4 protein-coding genes are annotated in these 3,823 nt (G+C 70.2%); 2 read left to right on the forward strand and 2 right to left on the reverse strand.

What is annotated here, in order from left to right; translation table 11 throughout:
* Positions 1 to 552 precede the first annotated feature (552 nt).
* Both HNQ61_RS28110 and HNQ61_RS28115 read left to right on the forward strand, forming a co-directional pair.
* Positions 553 to 1,179, forward strand: a complete 627-nt coding sequence (locus HNQ61_RS28110) for a response regulator (RefSeq protein WP_170038411.1) — start codon at positions 553 to 555, stop codon at positions 1,177 to 1,179.
* Position 1,180: 1 nt separating this feature from the next.
* Positions 1,181 to 2,104: a sensor histidine kinase gene (locus tag HNQ61_RS28115; RefSeq protein ID WP_221305287.1), complete on the forward strand. Its 924-nt coding sequence runs from the start codon at positions 1,181 to 1,183 to the stop codon at positions 2,102 to 2,104.
* A gap of 163 nt (positions 2,105 to 2,267) precedes the next feature.
* On the opposite strand, the gene HNQ61_RS28120 is transcribed toward HNQ61_RS28115, so the two are convergent.
* Together HNQ61_RS28120 and HNQ61_RS28125 are read right to left on the reverse strand one after the other, a co-directional pair.
* Entirely contained in the window at positions 2,268 to 2,699 is a 432-nt protein-coding gene (locus tag HNQ61_RS28120) for a DUF3037 domain-containing protein (RefSeq protein WP_170038413.1), read from the reverse strand.
* Positions 2,696 to 3,532, reverse strand: a complete 837-nt coding sequence (locus tag HNQ61_RS28125; protein ID WP_170038414.1) for a HipA family kinase — start codon at positions 3,530 to 3,532, stop codon at positions 2,696 to 2,698. The genes HNQ61_RS28120 and HNQ61_RS28125 overlap by 4 nt, the downstream gene beginning before the upstream one ends.
* Positions 3,533 to 3,823 lie beyond the last annotated feature (291 nt).

Here is a 3,823-nt window from a genome sequence, read left to right on the forward strand (position 1 = left end):
ATTCTCGGGCTAAAGGACCGCCCAAGTGTACACCGAGCGCACCGAATGTATCCCGAAACTCACACCAAGCGTTGAAGTCGCGGCAACAACGGCGCGAAGTCCGCCTTCGCGGACTGTGGAGGAGAGTGCCGTACGAAGCGCGGAGCATTGCGCGTCCGCCGGTTCAGGAGCGGATGGATTCGCAGGTGGAAACGCGCAGAATCCGCGTGCTGCGGCGCGTCTCCGACGTGCCGTGTTCCGGATGGCAGTTGAAGCCCCGAACGGCGCGCGAATAGCGCCGTGTCGGGGGTTCCCGCTGTTTGAGCGGCGGATTCATTCGCTCAACAGACTCCGCGCCGCCGCAAACTTCCCGACACACACCAAGCCTTCCGCCTCTCCCCGTACTTTCGTACTTCCGTCCCTCGCACTCACGCACTCACGCACCCCGCACTCACGCACTTCCCATCCCGTCTGGGTCACGCGACCCATGCCTCACCCCGCCCCAAGCCGTACCTTCGCCCCCTGACGAACCGGCGTCCCACACGCCGGTCCCCACACGCGAGCCACTGACCCATGCACCGGATCCTGCTCGTCGAGGACAGCCCCGACCTCGCCGAAGGGCTGCAGCGCAACCTGGAGATGGACGGCTACGAGGTGTCGCTGGCCATGAAGGGCGCACACGCCCTGGCGCTCGCCACCAGCGACCATCCCGACCTGATCGTCCTGGACCTTGGCCTGCCGGACCGCGACGGCTACACCGTGCTGCAGGACCTTCGCGAGCGCGGCAGCACCTGTCCCGTCCTCATCCTTTCCGCGCGCAGCCTGGAGGCCGACAAGCTGCAGGGCTTTCGCCTGGGCGCCGACGACTACGTCACCAAGCCGTTCAGCGTGATGGAACTGCTGGCGCGCATCTCCGCCCTTCTGCGCCGCGCCAACAAGCCCGCGCCGGTCGCGGCCGTGGCGGGAGACGCGCCGCGCGCCGCCGCGCTGGACGACGACGCCCTGCGCGAAACGTTCGGGCTGACGGCGCGGCAGATTTCCGTCACCCGCCTGCTGGGCGAAGGCTACAGCAACGCCGAAATCGCCAAGCAGCTGTCCGTCAGCTACTTCACCGCGCGCAACCACGTGGAGCAGGTGCTGGGAAAGCTGGGCGTGTCAACTCGCGCCGCGGTGGGCGCCGTGCTGTACGGGCAGGGCTGACGTGCCCCTCCGGGGGATGAAGATCGCGCGGCGCAGCCCCGGCGGACGCCTGGGTTCCGCCGCGCTCGCCGGCGCCGCGGGGATGTCGGGCGTCGCCGCGGCCGCGCTGTGGATCGCGGGCGCGGCCCTTCCCCGCTGGGCCGCCCCTCTGACGCTGCTGGCCGCTGCGCTCGGCCTCGGTGCCGCCGCCCTGCTGCAGCGCCGCGCGGAGCGCGAGGATGAACGCGTCCGCCGCGCCATCACCGCGGGCCTCGCCCACACGCTGCGCACCCCGCTCGCGCACGTCCGCATGAACGCCGAGATGCTCGCCAGCGGCCGCGTGTCCTCCCCGGGAGACCAGGAGCGCGCCGTGCTGGAGATCGAGTCTTCCACCCGCCGCCTGGCGCGCGTGGTGGAGAACATGGTGGCGTTCGCCAGCCTGTCGCGCCCCGGCCTCCCCCTCCTCCCGCGCGCCGTCGACCTCGGTGCGCTGGTGGAGGACGCCGTGGCGGATGCGCGGGAGGCCAGCCGCGCGCGCGGCGTCATCCTCGTCGCCGATCCGCCGGGCGGATTGATGGTGCAGGCGGATGCCGATGCCCTGCGCCTCGCGCTCGACAACCTGATCGAGAACGCGCTGCAGCACGGTGCGGCCGGCGATCACGTCACCGTCGACGCGGCGGCGGAAGGCGGGCGCACGCTCATCCGCATCACCGACCAGGGCCCCGGCGTGGCGGCGCACGACCACGCCCGCATCTGGCGCCCCTTCGCCGCGCTCGCCACCCCCGGCGCCCCCGAGCGGCGCGGCGGCCTGGGCTTGGCCATCGTCCGTGCCGTCGCCCGGGGCCACGGGGGGGACGCGTGGATGGAAGCCGCGCCCGGCGGTGGCGCCCGCTTCTGCATGACCGTGCCCACCGCCGCCCCCGCGAGGATGGCCGCCGCGAGCTGACCTTCAGTCTCCACGGTCGATGAAACACAGAATGCCCCGATCCGCGATGGACCGGGGCATTGCTGTTCATCCAACTCTGTCGATGCAGTTGAAGCCCCGATCGTGGACGCGACAGGGGCCATGAGTCGGGGCTTACCGCTGTTTGAGCGGCGGATTCATTCGCTCAGGAAATCCGGGGCTCGCTCCGGACTTCCTCACCCCGCACATGGACCGCGAACAACTCCGCCAGTGCCTCTGCAGGATTGAGACAAAGGCCCGCGTGCACAGGCCCGCTCTGGATTACATCCGATCGCGGCGCCGTCAGCCAGTGAAACCGCTCGGATGGCGGGGCGAGCGCCACCGGGCCCGCGTCCGCCACGCCCTCGCAGATCGCGCGGATTCCTTCCAGGTACCTGCCCAGCAGTTCCAGATCACGCACCACGCACCGCGCCTTGAGCTCATCCGCATCCACCAACAATTGGATGCCGAGAAAGTCCTTGGTACGCGCGTGCAGCAGCACTCCCACCGGCACGCCGATGCCCAGGTGCGGATGCGGAACGACCTTGAGGACCGCGAAGCTGTACGCGCTCCACGCCGGAGCCGTCGCGTCGCTCATCGGCGGCTGGAAAGGCGGGGCGGCGGCTCGCGGCGGCGGACCTCGCGCGCGTTGATCGCCTCGTCCACAAACGTCCGCGGAGCCTGGATGCGTTCCGTCAAATAACGCAGGTACCGCTCGCGGGCCTCCGGCGCGGTAGCAAAGTCCGCCGTGATCGCGGGATCGGCCAACAGCGCATCCGGCAGCACCGCCACGATCTCCTCGAGCACCTCAGCGGAGAGAGCCGCGGCCATTTCCGCATCCGCCGCGCGCAGGTCACCGCTCGCGGCCAGCAGCACGTGATCGCGGATCAGCGGAAACGGCGTCCGCGTCCGCGTCTCGTCCACCGAGCCCCACTTGTGCTGGGCGTAAAGGGCCGCCCCGTGATCGATGAGCCACGGCCGGCGCTCCCAGATCAGCAGGTTGGGATTGCGCGCCGTGCGATCGGGATTGGTGGTGAACGCGTCCAGCCACACGATGCGCGCGGCAAGCTCCGGATCCACCAGGTCGCCCGCGACCGACGGCTGAAAGTTGAACGCGCCGTCCAGGTAGCGCAGCCCCATGTTCAGCCCCACGCTGGCCTTGAGCAGATCCTGGATTTCGGGATCCGGCTCGCCCCGCCCGAACTCCGGCAGCACCTCAATCAGCGCCAGCTCCGGCACGGGCAGCCGCGCGGCCTGCGCGATCATCCCCACCAGCAGCTCGGCCACAAGCGCCTTGGCGCCCTGTCCCGCGCCGCGGAACTTGGCCACGAACAGCCCACCGCCATGCGTGTCCACCACCGCGGGAAGGGTCCCTCCTTCGCGCAGCGGCTGCACGTAGCGCGTGGCCGTGTACACCGGAAGCTCAGTCATCACCACGCAAGCAGAAGGAACCTGTCCCGAAACGCCCAAGGTACGCTCTTCTCGAGGGTGGATCAACGGAGAAGTCGGCAGAGCCCACCTGCGCATCCCACGCCCGTTCTCGCGCGGAAAGCAGATCCTTCGTCGGCGCCCGGCTTCGGCGCGGCTGAGAGTCGGTCCGGCGCCGCCTCAGGATGACGCCGTGGGCCGCCCGACGAGAACGATGGTGCTCTCGAGAGAGTGCGCGAGCGTGCACGAGGTCCGCGGCCGCAGTCCGCGGAGGCGGACTTCGCGTGTTTCGAG

Origin of the sequence: Longimicrobium terrae, assembly GCF_014202995.1 — a bacterium.
Taxonomy (GTDB): domain Bacteria; phylum Gemmatimonadota; class Gemmatimonadetes; order Longimicrobiales; family Longimicrobiaceae; genus Longimicrobium; species Longimicrobium terrae.